This window comes from Streptomyces sp. RK62, from assembly GCF_018070255.1.
Taxonomy (GTDB): Bacteria; Actinomycetota; Actinomycetes; order Streptomycetales; family Streptomycetaceae; genus Streptomyces; species Streptomyces nigra.
The window spans coordinates 241,358-259,600 of record NZ_JAGPYD010000013.1 but is presented as its reverse complement, the minus strand read 5'-3'; the positions used below and the strand labels follow the sequence as shown (position 1 = coordinate 259,600).

The window sequence follows — 18,243 nt, the reverse complement described above, 5'->3', positions numbered from 1 at the left end:
CACCGCCCGTGCAACTTTCGTCGTCGGGTGCGGGTGGGAAACTCCTGACCGAAGGCGAAGCCGAGGCCGTACTGGCCCAAGGCGAAGCCGAGGCCGCTGCACCCCAGCCCAGCGCAGCGCACCGCATCCAAGGACTCCTCCTGGGCCTGGCCGCAGGCGACGCCGCCGGCTGGCCCGCCGCCCGACACCGCGCCGCCCGTATGCCGGACTGGACGCGCCGTCTGACCCGCGAACTCGAAACGTTCGCCGAGCAGAACGCCACCACCACCCTCCCCGTACCGATCGCCCTCAACCAGCCCCCCGAACCCCTCCGCCTGGGCCCCTCCGACGACGCCGAGTGGGCGGCGTTCACCGCCGAGGCCCTGCTGCGGGCCGGCGACGACACCGCCCTGGGCGACCTCAGCCGCGACCGCCGCGTCAGGGCAGCGATCGACCTCACCTGGAACGCCCTCGCCGGCGAGATCGCCGCCGCCGCCGACCGCGCCCCCGAGATCGAGTCGGCGGTCCTACCGCTCCGCGCCCGCATCTCCGTCCGCGCCGGCCTCGGCAACCTCGCCACCGGCCTCCGCCCACCCGCCACCGGCCACGACAACCCGCACTTCTTCGACGACGCGGCCTGCGTACGCGCCTGCGTCCTGGCCGTCGCCCACCCCGGCGACCCCGAACGCGCCGCCGGCCTGGCCGAGTTCGACGCCCGTTACACCCAGGACGGCGACGGCGTCCTCGGCGCCCGGGCGATGGCGGCGGCCGTCTCCCTGGCCCTCGCCGGCGCGCCCACCGGTACCTGCGTCACGGCGGCGCTCACCGAGCTCCCCGAGGGCACGGAGATCGGCCGCAACGCCCACCACGCCGTGGACCTCGCCCGCGCCGCGGACGGCGCCTTCGCCCTGGTCCCCCTCCTGGAGCACCAGATCGTCGACCACGTCTACAGCTACGGCGTCGCCGCCGCCGAGACCGTGCCGGTCGCCCTCGCGCTCGCCGTCGCCGCGGGCGGCCGTATCGCCGAGGCGGTCCCCGCCGCCGCCTGCCTGTCCCGGGTGGCGGACTCGGCACCGGCCCTGACCGGCGCACTCACCGGCGCCCTCGGCGGCGCCGGGTGCGTCCCGGCGGCCTGGCGCGACACCTGCCGCACCCTCTCCGGCTGCGCGCTCCCCCGGCTCACCGGCACCGACCTGGTGGAACTCGCCGACCTCCTGGAAGCCGCACAACCGGACCGACCAGGAGGATGATTCCGGCATGACGCCCAAAGCAGATGAAAGCAGTGGTCCGCGTCTCGACGAACGGATCACCGGCGCCCTGGTCGGCGCGGCCGTCGGCGACGCCCTCGGCGGCCCGGTGGAGGGCTACTCCCCGGACCAGATCCTGGAGCGCCACGGCGGCCGCGTCCACGGCGTCGTCGGCCCCTGGAACGGCGAGGACTGGCGTACGGCCCGCCCCATCGCGCCGTACCACAAGGGCGACGGGCACGTCACCGACGACACGTTGATGACGCACGCGCTGATTCGCGTCTACGCGACCGTCCGCGACCACCTCGACGCGTACGCGATCGCCGACCACCTGGTCCCCGACCTGATGACGAATCCGCGCTGGATCCCGGAGCTGGAGGCCGAGGCGCTCCCCCTGCACCGGATCTTCCTGGCGGAGAAGTGGCTCGTGGCCCGCCTCCACTACGGGCACGTCGACCCCCGGGAGGCCGGCGTCGGCAACATCGTGAACTGCGGTGCCGCGATGTACATGGCCCCCGTCGGCCTGGTCAACGCCGCCGACCCGCGCGCCGCGTACGCCGAGGCGCTGGACGTCGCGGGCGCCCACCAGTCGTCGTACGGCCGTGAGGCGGCCGGTGTGTTCGCGGCGGCCGTGGCGGCGGCCTGCTCCCCCGGCGCGACCCCCGACTCGGTCGTCGGCGCCTGTCTGTCCCTGGCCCGGGACGGCACCCGCGAGGCCATCGAGAAGTGCTGCGAAACGGCTGCTGCCCACGGCGACTTCGAGTCCGCGCTGGTCCCGCTGCGCGAGGCGGTCGCCCCGTACGACACCGTCGGCCCCGACTATCGCCGGCCCTCCCTCGGCGCCCGCCGCCCCTCCCGGCTGCACGCGATCGAGGAACTGCCCATCGCCCTGGCCATGGTGCTGATCGCGGCCGGCGACTTCCGCCGGGCGGTGCTGGGCGCGGTGAACTACGGCCGTGACTGCGACTCGATCGCGACGATGGCGGGCGCGGTGGCCGGCGCCCTCGGCTCCCCGGTCCCGGAGGACTGGGCGAAGACGGTCGCGGAGGCCAGCCGGCTGGACCTGTGGGAGCCGCCCCGCGTCCTGACCGAGGTGGCCCGCGAGGTGCACGCCCGTGACGTGGCCCGCCGCCGGGCGCACGAAGCGGCGTTCGAGACGCTGGAGGGCCGGCCGTGCTCCGCGTGACCTGGGTGCAGCCCGAGGATCTGATCGGCCATGAGCTGCGCCAGGCCGCCCTGGACGGCCGGGAGCCGGCGCGGATCGCGGCCCGCTGGGCGGCGGCGGGCGGCCGTACGGCCCCCGCGCGGGCGGGCGCCTCGCCGGAACCGGCGTCCCGCTATCTGCGCACGCTGGCCGAGGACCTGCTGGACGAACTCGCCGACCTGCCGAGCCGGACGGCGGACCGGGAGCCCACCGACCTCGCCGCCATCAAGGCGCTCTGCCCGGACTGGCCCGCGCCCCCGGCCGCCGCCGCGCGGACCTCACCGGCGAGGCTGGAGGCCGCCTGGCTGGGCCGGGCCGTCGGCTGTCTGCTGGGCAAGCCGGTCGAGAAGCTGGCGCTCGACGCCATCCGCGCGCTCGCCCGGCCGACCGGCAACTGGCCCCTGCGCGGCTACTTCACGGCCCGGGGCGTCCCACCCGAGCTGCTCGCCGCCCACCCCTGGAACCGCCGCTCCGCAACGACCTCGCTCGCCGAGAACATCGACGGCATGCCCGAGGACGACGACCTCAACTACCCGCTGCTCAACCTGCTGCTGCTCCAGCGGTACGGCCGGGACTTCACGACCGCGGACGTGGCCCGCCTCTGGCTGGACGAACTCCCCGCGGGCCGTACGTTCACCGCCGAACGCGTCGCCCTGCGCAACCTCCTCCTCGGGGTCGAACCCCCGCACACGGCCCGCCACCGCAACCCGTTCCGCGAGTGGATCGGCGCCCTCATCCGGGCCGACGTCCACGGCTGGACCCACCCCGGCGACCCGGGCGCAGCGGCCGAACAGGCCCACCGGGACGCCACCCTCACGCACACCGCCAACGGCGTCTACGCGGCGATGTTCGCGGCGGCGGTCATCGCCCGCGCGGCCCACGCGACCGGGCCGCAGGACGTCCACGACTGCCTGAGCGCCGGGCTCGCGGTGATCCCGCCCGAGTCCCGCCTCGCCCACGCCGTCGAGCACGCGACGACGCTGGCGCGTACGCACGACGACTTCGACACGGTCGTCGACCGGCTGCACGCCGTCCACGCGGAGGACCACCACTGGGTCCACGCCGTCCCCAACACGGCCCTGATCGCCGCCGCCCTCACCCACGCCGACGGCGACTTCACCGGCTCCATCTGCCGTGCCGTGTCCGGCGGCTGGGACACCGACTCCAACGGCGCGACGGCGGGCAGCGTCGCAGGCCTCCTCGCCGGCTCCCCCGCCGCCCTGCCCGACCACTGGACGGCCCCGCTGAAGAACCGTCTCGCCACCTCGGTCGGCGGCCTCGACGGCACCGGCTTCGACACCCTCGCCAGCCTCACCCACGACCTCGCCCACGCCCCCGCCGACCTCACCCCCTTGGAGGCCGTCCGCCCATGACCGACATCGTCGTGCTCGGCAGCACGAACATGGACCTCGTCACCTATGTAGAGAAGGCCCCGCAGCGCGGCGAGACCGTCACCGGCCGGGAGTTCCGCACGATCCCCGGCGGCAAGGGCGCCAACCAGGCGACGGCCGCGGCCCGCGCGGGCGGCGACGTGCTGATGATCGGCGCCGTCGGCAACGACGCCTACGGCGCCCAGCTGCGCTCCGCGCTCGAACACTCCGGGGTCGACACCGACGATCTGCGCACCGTCGAGGGCCCCTCCGGCACCGCGCACATCGTCGTCGACGACGAGGGCGGCAACGCGATCGTCGTCATCCCCGGCGCCAACGCCACCCTCGACCACCTCAGCCCGGGTGACGAGGGCGTGATCGCCGACGCCGACACCCTGCTGCTCCAGCTGGAGATCCCGCTGCCCGCCGTGCTCGCGGGCGCCCGCGCCGCCCGCCGCCACGGCGTCCGTACGGTCCTCACCCCCTCCCCCGCCCGGCCGCTCCCCGACGAACTCCTCGGCGCCATCGACCTGATCGTCCCCAACGAGCACGAGGCCACCACCCTCACCGGCCGCACCGACCCCCGCGAGGCGGCCGGCGTCCTGCTGGACCTGGTCCCCGAGGTCGTCGTCACCCTGGGCGCGTCCGGCAGCCTGTACGCCGCCCGGGGCGCCGAACCGCTCACGGTCCCGGCCCTGGAGGTCACCGCCGTCGACTCCACCGGCGCCGGCGACACCTTCGTCGGCGCCCTCGCGGTGGCGCTCGGCGAGGGCCGCCCGATGCCCGACGCGCTGGCCTGGGCGTCCTGCGCGGCCGCGCTGTCCGTGCAGCGGGAGGGCGCCACGGTGTCGATGCCGTACCGGCCCGAGATCGACGAACGGTACGCGTCATGAGCGCGGCGGCCCCGGCACCGCTGGCCGGCCTGCGCGTGATCGACCTGGCCACCTTGTTCGCCGGCCCGCTGGCCGCGACGATGCTCGGCGACTTCGGCGCGGAGGTGATCAAGGTCGAGCACCCCGAGAAGCCCGACCCGTCCCGTGGGCACGGCCCCGCCAAGGACGGGGTGGGGCTGTGGTGGAAGGTCCTCGGCCGCAACAAGCGCGCGATCACCCTGAACCTGTCCCGGCCCGGCGGCCGCGCCACCCTTCTGCGGCTGGCCGCCACCGCGGACGTGATCATCGAGAACTTCCGCCCCGGCACCCTGGAGAAGTGGGACCTGGGCTGGCCCGAGCTGTCGGCCGCCAACCCCCGGCTGGTCCTGACCCGGGTCACCGGCTTCGGGCAGTTCGGCCCCTCCTCCCACCGCCCCGGCTTCGGCACCCTGGCCGAGGCGATGAGCGGCTTCGCCGCGCTCACTGGGGAGCCCGACGCGCCCCCGACGCTCCCGCCGTTCGGGCTGGCCGACTCGATCGCGGGCCTCGCCACCGCGTACGCCGTGATGACGGCCCTCGCGGCCCGCGAGCGCACCGGCGAGGGCCAGGTCGTCGACATGGCGCTCATCGAGCCGATGCTGATGGCCCTCGGACCCCAGCCGACCTGGTACGACCAGCTCGGCTACGTCCAGGAGCGCACCGGCAACCGCTCCGCCAACAACGCCCCGCGCAACACCTACCGCACGGCCGACGGCACCTGGGTCGCCGTCTCCACGTCCGCCCAGTCGATCGCCGAGCGGGTGATGCGGCTCGTGGGGCGCCCCGAACTCATCGACGAGCCGTGGTTCGCGACGGGCGTGGACCGGGCACGCCACGCCGACGTACTGGACCGGGCGGTCGGCGACTGGATCGCCCGGCACACCCGCGCCGATGTGCTGGCCGCCTTCGAGAAGGCGGAGGCGGCGGTGGCCCCGGTCCAGGACATCCGGGACGTGATGACGGACCCGCAGTACGCGGCGCTCGACACGGTCACCACCGTCGACGATCCCGAGCTGGGACCGCTACGGATGCAGAACGTCCTGTTCCGGCTCTCCGCCACACCCGGCACGATCCGCTGGGCGGGCCGGCCGCACGGCGCGGACACCGACGAGGTCCTCACCGGTCTCGGGCTGTCCCCCGCCGACCTCGCGGCCCTGCGGGAGGAGGGCGCGCTGTGACCGTCCCGGCGGAGACCGCCCCGTACCCGCTGACCTGGCTGTACGCCCCCGGGGACCGGCCCCGGGTGGTGGCCGGGGCGCTCGCGTCCGGCGCCGACGTCGTCATCGTCGACTTGGAGGACGCGGTGGCCCCGGACCGCAAGGACTACGCGCGGGCGGCCACGGCCGAGCTGCTGTCCGCGCCGGAGCACCCCGTGCCCGTCCATGTCCGGGTGAACGCCCTGGGCACCCCGCCGGCGCAGCGGGATCTCGCGGCGCTGGCCGCCCTGCCCGGTCTGGCCGCGCTGCGGCTGCCGAAGGTGACGTCGGCCGACCAGGTCATCCATCTCGCCGAGACCACACCGCCCTCGGCACCGGGCACGACCCGGCTGCACGCGCTCCTGGAGTCGGCCCTCGGCATCGAACGGGCGCACGCGATCGCCTCCGCGCATCCCGCCCTGCGCGGCATCTCCCTCGGCGAGGCGGACCTGCGCGCCGACCTGGGCGTACGGGGCGACGCCGGGCTCGACTGGTGCCGTTCCCGGGTCGTCGTCGCCGCGCGGGCGGCCGGGCTGCCCCCGCCGGCCCAGTCGATCCACCCGGACATCCGCGATCTGGAGGGTCTGGCGGCGTCCTGCGCGCACGGCCGCGCGCTGGGCTTCCTCGGCCGCGCGGCGATCCATCCCCGGCAGCTGCCCGTGATCGAGCGGGCGTATCTGCCCTCGGAGCGGGAGGTGGAGCAGGCGGAGACGATCGTGAAGGCGGCGGCGACGGGCCAGGGGGCGCTGGCCCTGCCGGACGGGCGGTTCGTGGACGCGGCGGTGGTGGCCGCCGCGCGCCGGACGCTGTCCCTGGCCCGCCGCGGCTGAGACACACGAAGGGCGCCCGGTGGACCGGGCGCCCTTCGTGACATGACCGTCGGGGATCAGCCCTTGCGAGCCGACTCCGCCTCGTCGCGCGGTTCCTTGGCGTCCTCGGCCTCGGACCTGACCTCGTCATCCGCCGCGTCGGACTCCGGCTTGGCCTCGGACTCCGGCTTGGCCTCGTCGTCCGCCTCGGACGTCTTCTCGTCCTCGGTCGTCGCGGCGTCGCTCTCCGCCTTCTTGTCAGCGGACGCAGCGCCTGAGTCGTCGTCGGCCGCACCGGGCTCGACGACGGCCTCACGCCCGGGCCGCTTCTTCGCCGACACCACGATGTAGACCACGGCGAGCAGGAAGACCAGCAGCGCGGTCCAGTTGTTCAGCCGCAGGCCGAGGATGTGGTGGGCGTCGTCGACGCGCATGTACTCGACCCAGAACCGGCCGGCGCAGTACGCGGCGACGTACAGCGCGAACGCCCGGCCGTGGCCCATCTTGAAGCGGCGGTCGGCCCAGATCACCAGCAGGGCGACACCGATGCACCACAGGGACTCGTACAGGAACGTCGGGTGGTAGAGGCCCGGGACCCGCCCGTCCGTGGAGGACGTGATCTCCAGCGCCCACGGCACGTCGGTGCGGCGGCCGTACAGCTCCTGGTTGAACCAGTTGCCCCAGCGGCCGAGGGCCTGCGCCAGGGCGATGCCGGGGGCGACGGCGTCGGCGTACGCGGGCAGCGGGATGCCGCGGCGGCGGCAGCCGATCCACGCGCCGACCGCGCCGAGCGCGATGGCGCCCCAGATCCCGAGGCCGCCCTCCCAGATCTTGAAGGCGTCCACCCAGTCACGGCCCTCGCTGAAGTACAGCTCGTAGTCCGTGATCACGTGGTAGAGGCGCCCGCCGATCAGGCCGAACGGGACGGCCCAGACCGCGATGTCCGCGACCGTGCCGGCCCGCCCGCCCCGGGCGACCCAGCGCCTGTTGCCGAGCCAGACGGCTACGAAGACACCGATGATGATGCAGAAGGCGTAGCCGCGCAGCGGAATGGGACCGAGGTGGATCACCCCGCGCGACGGGCTGGGAATGTAGGCAAGTTCCATGGCAAGGTCGACGCTACCCTGCCGGGCGGCACCGATGTCGGGCAGCCCGGCTACGGGTCCATAACAGGCCGTGCCCGTACGGGCGCTCAGCCCTTCGCGTTCGCCTCCACCATCTGCTTGAGCTTGGCGGGCGTCATCGTCTGGTCCTGGTAGATGTTCTTGCCGTTCAGCAGGACGGTGGGTGTGCCGCTGAAGCCGCCCGACTTGAAGGCGTCGTTGGACTTCTCCACCCAGCCGTTGTGCGTGCCGTCCTCGACGCATGTGCGGAAGGCCGGCGTGTCCAGGCCCTCCACCTTGCGGGCGAGCTCCAGCAGCTTGCCGTTCTCACCGAAGGCGTCGTCGATCTCCGGCGGCTGGTTGCGGTACAGCACGTCGTGGTAGTCGACGAACTTCCCGGCGTCCTGGGCGCAGGCCGCGGCGTTCGCCGCGTTGCGGGAGCCGGTGCCGCCCATGTTGCCGTCGATGATCGTCGCCAGGTGGTACTCGACCTTGAGCTTGCCGGAGTCGGTCAGCCCGTGGATCGTCGAGCGGTAGGCGTCCTCGAAGGACTTGCAGGCCGGGCAGCGGAAGTCCTCCCAGACCGTGAGCGTCGAGGGGGCGCTCGCCTCGCCGACCGGGATGGCGAGCCCGTCCTTGCCCTGGGCTCCGGAGGGGCCGACGACCGGCCCGGCGTCATTGCCGCTGTCCTTGCCGGCGTTGGCGGCGACGACCCCGATCACGGCGGCGAGGCCCAGTACGCAGACGACGCTCGCACCCACGATCAGTGTGCGCCGCCGCCGGTCGGCCGCCTTCTGCTTCTCCCGCTCGACCGCCAGCCGCTCCCGGGCGGTCCGCTTCGCGTCTCGATTCTTTTCGCTCACAACCGCAGAAACGAACCGGGGAGGCGCACCGCGCCTCCCCGGTCCCAGGTCCACCCGTTCGAGCGACTCGTACGGAAGGCCCTTCTTCCGACGATGTCCCGCGCCCGGCGCGGGATCCGGTCACGTCTGCCGGCGCACGCCCTTCGCCAGCTCCCCGGCGAGTTCCCGGACGGCCTCGACACCGGCCGCGTCGTCCGGCGCGTCCAGCATCCGCTTGACGAAGGCCGAGCCGACGATCACGCCGTCCGCGAACCCGGCGACCTCGGCGGCCTGCTCGGCGTTGGAGACACCGAGGCCGACGCAGACGGGCAGGCCGGTACCGGTGGCCCGGGTGCGCCGGACCAGGTCGTGCGCCTGCGCGCCGACGGACGCGCGGGTGCCGGTCACGCCCATCAGGGAGGCGGCGTACACGAAGCCACTGCCCACCGCGGTGATCTGGGCGAGCCGCTCGTCCTTGCTGCTGGGCGCCACGACGAACACGGTCGCCAGCCCGTGCTTGTCGGCGTGCTCCCGCCACAGCGCGGACTCCTGGACGGGCAGGTCGGGCAGGATGCAGCCGGCGCCGCCCGCCTCGGCCAGCTCGGCGGTGAACCGCTCGACGCCGTAGCGGTCGATGGGGTTCCAGTACGTCATGACGAGGATCGGCTTGCCGGTGGCCGCGTGGGCCTCCCGGACCGTGCGCAGCACGTCGGCGATCTTGACGCCGCCGCGCAGGGCGATGTCGTCGGCGGTCTGGATGACCGGGCCGTCGAGCACCGGGTCGCTGTGCGGCAGGCCGACCTCGACGACGTCGGCGCCGCCCTCCAGGACGGCCTTGATGGCCGCGATGCCGCCGTCCACGGTCGGGAACCCGGCCGGGAGGTAGGCGATGAGGGCGGACCGGTCCTCGGCCTTGGCGGCGGCGAGGGTGTCCGACAGCAACTGGATGTTCCCGCTCACTTGGCGTCCCCCTCGATCTCCGCGACGTCGGCCTCGTTGGCGGCGACCTCGGCGTCGGTGTCGTACAGCCCGAAGTAGCGGGCGGCGGTGTCCATGTCCTTGTCGCCGCGGCCGGAGAGGTTGACGACGATCAGCCCGTCCGGGCCGAGTTCCCGGCCGACCTCCAGGGCGCCCGCGAGCGCGTGGGCGCTCTCGATCGCCGGGATGATGCCCTCGGTGCGCGACAGCAGGCGCAGCGCCTGCATGGCCGCGTCGTCGGTGACGGCGCGGTACTCGCCGCGGCCGCTGTCCTTGAGGTAGGAGTGCTCGGGCCCGATGCCCGGGTAGTCCAGTCCGGCGGAGATGGAGTACGGCTCGGTGATCTGGCCCTCGTCGTCCTGGAGGACGTAGGAGCGGGAGCCGTGCAGGATGCCGGGCTCGCCCGCGGTGAGGGTGGCCGCGTGCTCGCCGGTCTCGACGCCGTGCCCGGCGGGTTCGCACCCGATGAGGCGGACGTCGGCGTCCGGGATGAAGGCGTGGAAGAGGCCGATGGCGTTGGAGCCGCCGCCGACGCAGGCGATGGCCGCGTCGGGCAGGCGTCCGGCGCGCTCCAGGATCTGGCGGCGGGCCTCGACGCCGATGACCCGGTGGAAGTCGCGGACCATGGCGGGGAACGGATGCGGCCCGGCGACCGTGCCGAACAGGTAGTGGGTGTGGTCGACGTTGGCGACCCAGTCGCGGAACGCCTCGTTGATGGCGTCCTTGAGGGTTCGACTGCCGGACTTCACGGCGATGACCTCGGCGCCGAGCATGCGCATCCGGGCCACGTTGAGGGCCTGGCGCCGGGTGTCGATCTCGCCCATGTAGATCGTGCAGTCGAGGCCGAACAGCGCGCAGGCCGTCGCGGTCGCGACACCGTGCTGGCCGGCGCCGGTCTCGGCGATCACCCGGGTCTTGCCCATGCGCCTGGTGAGCAGGGCCTGGCCGAGCACGTTGTTGATCTTGTGCGAGCCGGTGTGGTTCAGGTCCTCGCGCTTGAGGAAGATCCGGGCGCCCCCGGCCTCGGCGGCGAACCGGGGCACCTCGGTGAGGGAGCTGGGCCGGCCGGTGTAGTGCACCAGCAGGTCGTCGAGCTCACGGGCGAACTCGGGGTCGTGCTTGGCCTTGTCGTACTCGACGGCCACCTCGTCCACGGCGGCGACGAGGGCCTCCGGGATGAACTTGCCACCGAAGGCTCCGAAGTAGCCGTCCACGGTGGGCACTTGGCCTTCGGGGTCGGGGATGAAGAAGTCGCTGGGCATGCGTGTACCTCACGGTGAGTGCGTGGAAAAGACACTGATCGCCGTGGGGGCGGGGTTATCTGTTGTCTGCGGGCCCGTTGTGGCTCGTCGCGCAGTTCCCCGCGCCCCTTGAGGGGCGCTGCCATCGACGGCCGTTGACCTGGCCCGGTTCGTCCCCGATGACGTAGCGCACGCGACGGCCGTGGACCCGGCGGGCCGGGGCGCGGCAGCCACGGGGGCGGCAGCCGCGCGCGAGGCGGGCGTACCGGTCCGTGGTGGTCGTCGTGAGCGTCATCGCGCCGATTCTATCGGTGCTCAGCCGCGGCCGTGCCGCAGTGCGGGGTGCTCGCCCGCCGCCACCAGGTCGGAGACCGCGGTCTTCGGGTCCTTGCCGGTGACGAGGGACTCGCCGACCAGGACCGCGTCGGCGCCGGCGTTGGCGTACGCGATGAGGTCGTGCGGGCCGCGGACGCCGGACTCGGCGATCTTGACGAGGCTGTCCGGGATCTCGGGCGCGACGCGCTCGAAGGTGCCCCGGTCGACCTCGAGGGTCTTGAGGTTGCGGGCGTTGACACCGATGATCTTGGCGCCGGCGTCGACCGCGCGGTCGACCTCGTCCTCGTCGTGGACCTCGACGAGCGGGGTGAGCCCGATGGACTCGGCGCGCTCGATGAGGGACTCCAGGGCGGCCTGGTCGAGGGCCGCGACGATCAGCAGGGCGAGGTCGGCGCCGTACGCGCGGGCCTCCCACAGCTGGTACGACGTGACGATGAAGTCCTTGCGCAGGACGGGGATGTCCACGCGGGCGCGGACGGCCTCCAGGTCGGCCAGCGAGCCGCCGAAGCGGCGCTGCTCGGTGAGGACGGAGATGACGGCGGCGCCGCCCGCCTCGTAGTCGGCGGCGAGTCCGGCCGGGTCGGCGATCGCGGCCAGCGCGCCCTTGGACGGGCTGGAGCGCTTGACCTCGCAGATGACCTTGACGCCGTCGCCGCGGAGCGCCGCGACACCGTCCTTGGCCGCGGGGGCCTTCGCCGCGCGCTCCTTGAGCTCGTCGAGGCTGACGCGCGCCTGCCGCTCCGCGAGGTCGGCACGGACTCCGTCGATGATCTCGTCGAGCACACTCACGCGAGCGGCCCCCTTCCAGACGGTTGGCTGAGAAAGCGGTTCAAAACCGATGGTCACTGCGATGGTAGCCGCAGGCGGGCCGAGCCCTCGCATCCGGTTGACGTCGGTCCCAGTACCTGGACGTCCCACGGTTGATCAAGGGTGCAGCCAGCCACCGAACGGCGAGTTCCGGACAACGGTGAAGACCAGCGTCAGAGCGCCGGCCGTCCACAGGTGCGCCGGGCCGAGGTCGATCCGCAGCGGGCGTCCGCGTGTCGCGCGGACCACCCAGACGGTCCACAGCACGGCGAAGAGCGCGTATCCGGCCACCGCGAGGACGTTGGCCTGGAGCGCGGCGGCGAGGTCGCCGTGCACGACGGCGTGCGCGCTGCGCAGTCCGCCGCAGCCCGGGCAGAAGATCCCGGTGTACTCCAGGAGGGGGCAGGCCGGGTAGTGGCCCGGCTCGTTGGGGTCCACGGCGCCGACGTACACGAAGGCCCCGGCGACGGCCGCGAGCAGGCCGGCCGGGACGGCGAGGCGGCGGGCGAGGGCGGCCGCGCCGGGCGCCGGCGTCCCGAGGCTGTCGGTGTCCACGTCGAGCATTGTGCCCCGCACAGGCGTGAGGGGCGCCCCCGGGCACGTACGTCGGTGCCGGGTCGCCCCTCGGTGCGTCGCGCGGTGGTCAGCCCTTGGCGCCGGCCGCCTGGCGCTCCTCGGTGGTGAGGTGCGGCTCGTGGGCGTCCTTGGGCTGGCCCAGCCCCATGGCGCTCATGACCCAGCCGACGACGCCGCCGAGGATCACGACGCCCATACCGGCCCAGAAACCCGCCGGCTGGGCCATCACCATGAAGGCGCCCGCCACGCAGAACCCGATGAAGGCGATCGTGACACCGGTCCAGGCGGCCAAAGTGTGACCGTGGCTGCTGCCCGCCATTGCTTGCTCCTCGTTGCTGTGTACGTGTCGTACGTGGGGTGAGCCGGTCGCTCCCGGTCATTGTCCCGCACGCGCGCGCGTGCGGTCATCGGGGGTCGCGGCCGGGCGGACGTCAGGCTCCGGTCGGGTCCTCGCCCCGGTCGAGCGCCTTCCAGATCTCCTCCGGGCGGTCGGGGTCGGCGGGGCGGGCCGCGCGGCGCGGGCGCGGTGCGCCGTTGCGCTCGTAGCGGCCGGACATGCCGGGCCAGACCCTGCCGTAGCGCAGGGCCAGGAGTCCGGCGAGCAGGATCAGGCCGCCGCCGACGGCGGCGGCGTACGGCCAGGCGGTGTGGGTGAGGGACTGGACGGTGGCGGCGGTGTCGCCGGACACGCGGGCGGCCTGCTCGTCCAGCGCGGAACTGTCGGAGGCGCCGAGCAGGGCGGCGGCGACGGTGCCGGCGCCGGACAGCGCGAGCAGCGCGGCGACCAGGACGCGCCCGGCCCGGCGGACGGCGAAGACGGCGACCAGCGCGGCGAGCCCGACTATCGCGAGGGCCGCGGGGACGCCGGTGACGTCGCTGCCCTTGGCGGTGAGCGGGAACGAGCCGCCGGCCACCGCGGCGGTGCCCTCCGACCAGCGCTGCCGGGTGGCGAGCAGGGCCACGGCCGCGCCGGCCGCCCCGCTCAACAGGGCGAGGGCGAGACTCAGACGGCCCGCGCGGGCGGAGCCCGGGGCTTCGGAACGGGGGTGAGGAACAGCAGTCACGTACTCCACTATCACCCGAACCCCACCCGAACGGTGACCCGGGGTTCGGGTGACTGACACCACGTGGCCGCCCGGAGCGCTCAGGCCAGCCGGTTCGCGGTGTGGACGGCGCGCAGGACGGCGGCCGCCTTGTTGCGGCACTCGGTGTCCTCGGCGACCGGGTCGGAGTCGGCGACGATGCCCGCGCCGGCCTGCACATAGGCGGTGCCGTCGCGCAGCAGGGCCGTACGGATGGCGATGGCGGTGTCGGAGTCGCCGGCGAAGTCGAGGTAGCCGACGCAGCCGCCGTACAGGCCGCGCCGGGACGGTTCGAGTTCGTCGATGATCTGCATCGCGCGGGGCTTGGGGGCGCCGGAGAGGGTGCCGGCCGGGAAGCAGGCGGTGAGGACGTCGAAGGCGGTGCGGCCCTCGGCGACCTTTCCGGTGACCGTCGAGACGATGTGCATGACGTGGGAGTAGCGCTCGATGGACATGAAGTCGACGACCTCGACCGAGCCGGGCTCGCAGACCCGTCCGAGGTCGTTGCGCCCGAGATCGACGAGCATCAGGTGCTCGGCGCGCTCCTTGGGGTCGGCGAGCAGGTCCTCGGCGAGCGCCTGGTCCTCCTGCGGGGTGGCCCCCCGCCAGCGGGTCCCGGCGATCGGGTGGACCATGGCCCGCCCGTCCTCGACCTTGACGAGCGCCTCCGGCGAGGAGCCGACGACGTCGAACCCGTCGAACCGGAACAGGTACATGTACGGCGACGGGTTGGTCGCCCGGAGCACCCGGTAGACGTCGAGCGCGCTCGCGGTGCACGGCGTCTCGAAGCGCTGCGAGGGGACGACCTGGAAGGCCTCGCCGGCCCGGATGCGCTCCTTGATGTCCTCGACGGCGGCCTGGAAGTCCTCGCCGCCCCACAGCGCGGTGTACCCCGGCAGTTCGGAGGGCGGCAGGACGGCGGGCGGCTGGGCGACCGGGCGGGTGAGGTCGGCCTGCATGGCGTCGAGGCGGGCGACGGCGTCGGCGTAGGCCTCGTCGACGCCGGAGTCGAGGTCGTTGTGGTTGATCGCGTTGGCGATCAGCAGGACCGAGCCCTCCCAGTGGTCCATGACGGCGAGGTCGCTGGTCAGGAGCATGGTCAGCTCGGGCAGTCTCAGGTCGTCGCGCTCGCCGGGGCCGATCTTCTCCAGGCGGCGCACGATGTCGTAGCCGAGGTAGCCGACCATGCCGCCGGTGAAGGGCGGCAGGCCGTCCTCGTGCGGGGTGTGCAGGGCCTCGATGGTGGCGCGCAGCGCGGCGAGCGGGTCGCCGTCGACGGGGACGCCGACCGGCGGGGTGCCGAGCCAGTGGGTCCGGCCGTCGCGCTCGGTGAGCGTGGCGGCGGAGCGCACGCCCACGAAGGAGTACCGGGACCAGGAGCGGCCGTTCTCCGCGGACTCCAGCAGGAAGGTGCCGGGGCGCTCGGCGGCCAGCTTCCGGTAGAGGGCGACCGGGGTGTCGCCGTCGGCGAGGAGCTTGCGGGTGACCGGGATGACGCGCCGGTCGGTGGCCAGCTTGCGGAAGGTCTCGAGGTCCATGGCCGCCGACCCTACTGATCCGCGGGGGCCGCGCCGGTGGCGGCGTCGCCGAGGAGGACGTCCGCGTCGAAGCAGGTGCGGTCACCGGTGTGGCAGGCGGCGCCGACCTGGTCGACCTGGACGAGGAGCGTGTCGGCGTCGCAGTCCAGGGCGACCGACTTCACCCACTGGACGTGGCCGGAGGTGTCGCCCTTGACCCAGTACTCCTGCCGGCTGCGCGACCAGTAGGTGCAGCGGCCGGTGGTGAGCGTGCGATGCAGCGCCTCGTCGTCCATCCAGCCGAGCATCAGCACCTCACGGGTGTCGTACTGCTGGGCGATGGCCGGCAGGAGCCCGTCGGCGCTGCGCTTGAGGCGTGCGGCGATCTCGGGGTCCAGCCCACTGGACGGGCGGGGCGTGCTGGTGGTCATGCCTGCCATTGTGCCGCGCGCGGCGGGCTGGTCCGGGCGGGCGTCCACTGGGCGGACCCGGTACGCGGTCGTAGGCTGACACCATGTCGACCTTCGCACAGCGTGAACGACTCCTCCTCGCCGACCTCTTGGAGGCCGAGGGCCCCGAGGCCCCGACGCTCTGCGAGGGCTGGCGCACCCGTGATCTCGCGGCGCACGTGGTGGTGCGCGAGCGCCGTCCCGACGCGGCCGCCGCCATGCTGATCAAGCAGCTCGGACCTCGTCTGGACAAGGCGATGGAGGAGTTCGCGGCCAAGCCGTATGAGGAGCTGATCCAGCTCATCCGTACGGGCCCGCCGCGTTTCTCGCCCTTCCAGCTCAAGCAGATCGACGAGGCGTCGAACACCATCGAGTTCTACGTCCACACGGAGGACGTGCGCCGGGCGCAGCCCGACTGGACGCCGCGTGAGCTGGACCGGGTGTTCCAGGACGCGCTGTGGTCCCGGCTGGAGCGCGCCGCCCGTCTGATGGGGCGCGGCGCGCCCACGGGCCTGGTGCTGCGCCGCCCCGACGGCCAGACGGTCGTCGCCCACCGGGGCACGCCGGTGGTGACGGTGACCGGCGAGCCCTCGGAGCTGCTGCTCTTCGCCTACGGCCGGCAGAGCGCGGCGAAGGTCGAGCTGGACGGCGACAAGGACGCGATCGCCAAGCTGCACGAGACGAAGCAGCTCGGGATCTGACGTCTGGGGGCGCCGGTCAGCGGACCGGGTGTCCCGCCTCCCGCAGCGCGTCCTTGACCTGGCCGATCCTGAGGTCGCCGAAGTGGAACACGGACGCCGCGAGCACCGCGTCGGCGCCCGCCTCGACGGCCGGGGTGAAGTCGGCGAGCTTGCCGGCGCCGCCGGAGGCGATCACGGGGATCGTGACGTGCTTGCGCACGGCGCGGATCATCTCCAGGTCGTAGCCGTCCTTGGTGCCGTCGGCGTCCATGGAGTTCAGCAGTATCTCGCCGGCGCCCAGCTCGGCGGCCTGGTGCGCCCATTCGACGGCGTCGATGCCGGTGCCCTTGCGGCCGCCGTGGGTGGTGACCTCGAAGGTGCCCTCGGGGGTGCGGCGCGCGTCGACGGAGAGGACGAGCACCTGCCGGCCGAAGCGCTCGGCGATCTCCCGGATGAGGTCCGGACGGGCGATGGCGGCCGTGTTGACGCCGACCTTGTCGGCGCCGGCGCGCAGCAGCTTGTCGACGTCCTCGGCGGTGCGCACGCCGCCGCCGACGGTCAGCGGGATGAACACCTGCTCGGCGGTGCGGCGCACCACGTCGTAGGTGGTCTCCCGGTTGCCGGAGGACGCGGTGATGTCCAGGAACGTCAGCTCGTCGGCGCCCTCGGCGTCGTACACCTTGGCCATCTCGACGGGGTCGCCCGCGTCGCGCAGGTTCTGGAAGTTGACGCCCTTGACGACCCGGCCGTTGTCCACGTCCAGGCAGGGGATGACTCGGACCGCCAGGGTCATTGATCCACGGCTCCTCTGTATGCCTCTAGCTCTACTTCGACCAGGATGCGCGGGTCGACGAAACCCTCCACGACCAGCAGGGTCGAGACGGGGCGCACCGCGTCGAAGATCTCCTTGTGGGCGCGGCCCACCTCGTCGATGTCCCGCATGTGGCTCAGGTACATCCGGGTGCGGACGACCGACTCGGGGCCGAGGCCGAAGGCGGCGATCGCCTCCAGCGCGCCGGTGAAGGCCACCTTGGCCTGTTCGTACGGGTCGCCCTCCCCGTACAGCGTCGGTCCCCGGAAGGCGGTGGTGCCGCCCACGAGGACACGGTCGCCGGCCGCGACGGCGCGTGCGAACCCGAAGGGCTCCTCCCAGGGGCTGCCGCTCTGCACGCGCCGCACGGGCTCGGACGTCATGACGACACGGCCTCCAGGGCCTCTTCCAGGGTGAAGGCCTTCGCGTAGAGGGCCTTGCCGACGATGGAGCCCTCGACGCCGAGCGGGACGAGCTCGGCGATGGCCCGCAGGTCGTCCAGGGAGGACACGCCGCCGGAGGCGACGACCGGGCGGTCGGTGGCCGCGCAGACGTTCTTCAGCAGCTCCAGGTTGGGGCCCTGGAGGGTGCCGTCCTTGGCGATGTCGGTGACGACGTACCGCGCGCAGCCCTCCTTGTCGAGGCGCTCCAGCGTCTCGTAGAGGTCGCCGCCGTCGCGGGTCCAGCCGCGGCCGCGCAGGGTGGTGCCGCGGACGTCGAGGCCGACGGCGATCTTGTCGCCGTGCTCGGCGATGACCTTGGCGACCCACTCGGGGCTCTCCAGGGCGGCCGTGCCGAGGTTGACGCGGGTGCAGCCGGTGGCGAGCGCGGCGGCGAGGGTGTCGTCGTCGCGGATGCCGCCGGACAGCTCCACCTTGATGTCCATGGCCCTCGCGACCTCGGCGATCAGCTCGCGGTTGTCGCCGGTGCCGAAGGCGGCGTCCAGGTCGACCAGGTGCAGCCACTCGGCGCCGGAGCGCTGCCAGGCGAGGGCGGCCTCCAGCGGGGAGCCGTAGGAGGTCTCGGTGCCGGACTCGCCGTGCACGAGGCGGACGGCCTGGCCGTCACGGACGTCGACGGCGGGGAGGAGTTCGAGCTTGGCCAT

At 73.7% G+C, this 18,243-nt stretch carries 21 protein-coding genes; 7 read left to right on the top strand and 14 right to left on the bottom strand.

Annotated elements, in window-relative coordinates; translation table 11 throughout:
- Positions 1 to 71: 71 nt before the first annotated feature.
- From KBY32_RS25730 to KBY32_RS25705, 6 genes are read left to right on the top strand one after another with little or no spacing between them, the layout of a single operon-like run.
- Complete coding sequence (locus KBY32_RS25730; RefSeq protein ID WP_247690013.1) at positions 72 to 1,229, top strand: ADP-ribosylglycohydrolase family protein; 1,158 nt, start codon at positions 72 to 74, stop codon at positions 1,227 to 1,229.
- A gap of 7 nt (positions 1,230 to 1,236) precedes the next feature.
- Positions 1,237 to 2,412: an ADP-ribosylglycohydrolase family protein gene (locus KBY32_RS25725; protein WP_210981799.1), complete on the top strand. Its 1,176-nt coding sequence runs from the start codon at positions 1,237 to 1,239 to the stop codon at positions 2,410 to 2,412.
- A complete protein-coding gene (locus KBY32_RS25720) occupies positions 2,400 to 3,803 on the top strand; it encodes an ADP-ribosylglycohydrolase family protein (protein ID WP_210981798.1) in 1,404 nt (467 codons plus the stop codon). The genes KBY32_RS25725 and KBY32_RS25720 overlap by 13 nt, the downstream gene beginning before the upstream one ends.
- On the top strand, positions 3,800 to 4,693 hold the full coding sequence (rbsK, locus tag KBY32_RS25715) for a ribokinase (protein ID WP_210981797.1): 894 nt from the start codon (positions 3,800 to 3,802) through the stop codon (positions 4,691 to 4,693). The genes KBY32_RS25720 and rbsK overlap by 4 nt, the downstream gene beginning before the upstream one ends.
- Positions 4,690 to 5,889 carry a CaiB/BaiF CoA-transferase family protein gene (locus KBY32_RS25710; protein ID WP_055621569.1) on the top strand — a complete coding sequence of 400 codons (1,200 nt, stop codon included), beginning with the start codon at positions 4,690 to 4,692 and terminating at the stop codon, positions 5,887 to 5,889. The genes rbsK and KBY32_RS25710 overlap by 4 nt, the downstream gene beginning before the upstream one ends.
- Positions 5,886 to 6,737: a CoA ester lyase gene (locus KBY32_RS25705; protein ID WP_055621570.1), complete on the top strand. Its 852-nt coding sequence runs from the start codon at positions 5,886 to 5,888 to the stop codon at positions 6,735 to 6,737. Before KBY32_RS25710 ends, KBY32_RS25705 begins: the two co-directional genes overlap by 4 nt.
- Before the next feature lie 56 nt (positions 6,738 to 6,793).
- Here the strand turns inward: KBY32_RS25705 and lgt are convergent, their stop codons facing one another.
- From lgt to hisI, 11 genes are all read right to left on the bottom strand, one after another.
- Complete coding sequence (lgt, locus tag KBY32_RS25700) at positions 6,794 to 7,822, bottom strand: prolipoprotein diacylglyceryl transferase (RefSeq protein WP_210981796.1); 1,029 nt, start codon at positions 7,820 to 7,822, stop codon at positions 6,794 to 6,796.
- An 86-nt stretch (positions 7,823 to 7,908) separates the two neighbouring features.
- The gene (locus tag KBY32_RS25695) at positions 7,909 to 8,682 is read right to left on the bottom strand and encodes a thioredoxin domain-containing protein (RefSeq protein WP_210981795.1); all 774 of its coding nucleotides are present in this window, start codon (positions 8,680 to 8,682) and stop codon (positions 7,909 to 7,911) included.
- 120 nt (positions 8,683 to 8,802) lie between these two features.
- Complete coding sequence (gene trpA / locus KBY32_RS25690; RefSeq protein ID WP_210981794.1) at positions 8,803 to 9,621, bottom strand: tryptophan synthase subunit alpha; 819 nt, start codon at positions 9,619 to 9,621, stop codon at positions 8,803 to 8,805.
- The gene (gene trpB / locus KBY32_RS25685; protein WP_055621574.1) at positions 9,618 to 10,901 is read right to left on the bottom strand and encodes a tryptophan synthase subunit beta; all 1,284 of its coding nucleotides are present in this window, start codon (positions 10,899 to 10,901) and stop codon (positions 9,618 to 9,620) included. Before trpB ends, trpA begins: the two co-directional genes overlap by 4 nt.
- 55 nt (positions 10,902 to 10,956) lie before the next feature.
- A complete protein-coding gene (gene trpM / locus KBY32_RS25680; protein WP_079033605.1) occupies positions 10,957 to 11,175 on the bottom strand; it encodes a tryptophan biosynthesis modulator TrpM in 219 nt (72 codons plus the stop codon).
- A gap of 20 nt (positions 11,176 to 11,195) precedes the next feature.
- Positions 11,196 to 12,005, bottom strand: coding sequence for an indole-3-glycerol phosphate synthase TrpC (gene trpC / locus KBY32_RS25675; protein WP_108706441.1), 810 nt, complete (start codon positions 12,003 to 12,005; stop codon positions 11,196 to 11,198).
- Positions 12,006 to 12,140: 135 nt separating this feature from the next.
- Positions 12,141 to 12,587, bottom strand: coding sequence for a DUF2752 domain-containing protein (locus KBY32_RS25670; RefSeq protein ID WP_108706442.1), 447 nt, complete (start codon positions 12,585 to 12,587; stop codon positions 12,141 to 12,143).
- A gap of 79 nt (positions 12,588 to 12,666) precedes the next feature.
- Positions 12,667 to 12,918 (bottom strand): HGxxPAAW family protein, encoded by a 252-nt coding sequence (locus KBY32_RS25665; protein WP_210981793.1) that lies wholly within the window; start codon positions 12,916 to 12,918, stop codon positions 12,667 to 12,669.
- Positions 12,919 to 13,030: 112 nt separating this feature from the next.
- Complete coding sequence (locus KBY32_RS25660) at positions 13,031 to 13,672, bottom strand: TIGR02234 family membrane protein (RefSeq protein ID WP_210981805.1); 642 nt, start codon at positions 13,670 to 13,672, stop codon at positions 13,031 to 13,033.
- Positions 13,673 to 13,743: 71 nt separating this feature from the next.
- Positions 13,744 to 15,219, bottom strand: a complete 1,476-nt coding sequence (locus KBY32_RS25655) for an anthranilate synthase component I (RefSeq protein WP_210981792.1) — start codon at positions 15,217 to 15,219, stop codon at positions 13,744 to 13,746.
- Between the two features lie 11 nt (positions 15,220 to 15,230).
- Positions 15,231 to 15,638 carry a phosphoribosyl-AMP cyclohydrolase gene (gene hisI, locus KBY32_RS25650; protein WP_055621580.1) on the bottom strand — a complete coding sequence of 136 codons (408 nt, stop codon included), beginning with the start codon at positions 15,636 to 15,638 and terminating at the stop codon, positions 15,231 to 15,233.
- 74 nt (positions 15,639 to 15,712) lie between these two features.
- On the opposite strand from hisI, the gene KBY32_RS25645 reads away from it, so the two are divergent.
- Entirely contained in the window at positions 15,713 to 16,348 is a 636-nt protein-coding gene (locus KBY32_RS25645) for a TIGR03085 family metal-binding protein (protein ID WP_055621581.1), read from the top strand.
- Between the two features lie 16 nt (positions 16,349 to 16,364).
- Here KBY32_RS25645 and hisF read toward each other — a convergent pair whose 3' ends face one another.
- From hisF to priA, 3 genes are read right to left on the bottom strand one after another with little or no spacing between them, the layout of a single operon-like run.
- Positions 16,365 to 17,120 carry an imidazole glycerol phosphate synthase subunit HisF gene (hisF, locus tag KBY32_RS25640; RefSeq protein ID WP_055621582.1) on the bottom strand — a complete coding sequence of 252 codons (756 nt, stop codon included), beginning with the start codon at positions 17,118 to 17,120 and terminating at the stop codon, positions 16,365 to 16,367.
- Entirely contained in the window at positions 17,117 to 17,521 is a 405-nt protein-coding gene (locus KBY32_RS25635) for a RidA family protein (RefSeq protein ID WP_055621583.1), read from the bottom strand. Before KBY32_RS25635 ends, hisF begins: the two co-directional genes overlap by 4 nt.
- Positions 17,518 to 18,243, bottom strand: coding sequence for a bifunctional 1-(5-phosphoribosyl)-5-((5-phosphoribosylamino)methylideneamino)imidazole-4-carboxamide isomerase/phosphoribosylanthranilate isomerase PriA (priA, locus tag KBY32_RS25630; protein WP_210981791.1), 726 nt, complete (start codon positions 18,241 to 18,243; stop codon positions 17,518 to 17,520). The genes KBY32_RS25635 and priA overlap by 4 nt, the downstream gene beginning before the upstream one ends.